Source organism: Stenotrophomonas sp. YIM B06876, assembly GCF_030711595.1.
Lineage (GTDB): Bacteria > Pseudomonadota > Gammaproteobacteria > Xanthomonadales > Xanthomonadaceae > Stenotrophomonas.
The window spans coordinates 1-619 of record NZ_JAUJUJ010000478.1 but is presented as its reverse complement, the minus strand read 5'-3'; the positions used below and the strand labels follow the sequence as shown (position 1 = coordinate 619).

General features: G+C 62.0%; 2 protein-coding genes. Both read right to left on the bottom strand.

The features are described from left to right. On the bottom strand, nucleotides 1-285 hold a 285-nt coding region (locus QZH66_RS18020; protein ID WP_305807178.1), incomplete at its 3' end, for a chemotaxis protein CheW. 42 nt (nucleotides 286-327) lie between these two features. Further along, a partial coding sequence (locus QZH66_RS18015; RefSeq protein WP_305807177.1) for a chemotaxis protein CheW occupies nucleotides 328-619 on the bottom strand: 292 nt, incomplete at its 5' end.

Here is a 619-nt window from a genome sequence, read left to right as displayed (position 1 = left end):
GCGGTTGTGCAGGTTCAGGATGATGACCACCGTGAAGCTGTTGTATTGCGCCTGCGCGCAGTTGAACTTCAGGCGCATGTCCACGATGGGAACGATGGTGCCGCGCAGGTTGACCACGCCCTTGATGAACTCGGGCGCATTGGCGATGCGGGTCGGCGGCTCATAGCCACGGATCTCCTGGACCTTCAGGATGTCGATGCCATACTCTTCCTGGTCCAGCCGAAACGTGAGGTATTCGCGGGCACCTGCTGCGGCGATCTCGCCTGTTTTTCCCATCACACCCATGGTGAACTCTCCTTTGATTGCTATGGCCCACGGGCCTGTAAATTAATGTCGTGCGCGGCGGACCAGGCCGCCAGTGTCCAGGATCAGGGCCACGCTGCCATCGCCCAGAATGGTTGCGCCCGAGACGTTGGGCACCTTGCGGTAGTTCGACTCCAGGTTCTTCACCACCACCTGGTGCTGGCCCAGCAGCTCGTCGACCAGCAAGGCCACGCGGCTGCCGTCGGCCTCGACCACCACCATGATGGTGCTGCTCTTTTCCGGGTCGGTGCGTGGCACCTGGAAGACCCGCTCCAGCGCGATCACGGGCATGTACTCGTCGCGCACCTTGACCAGC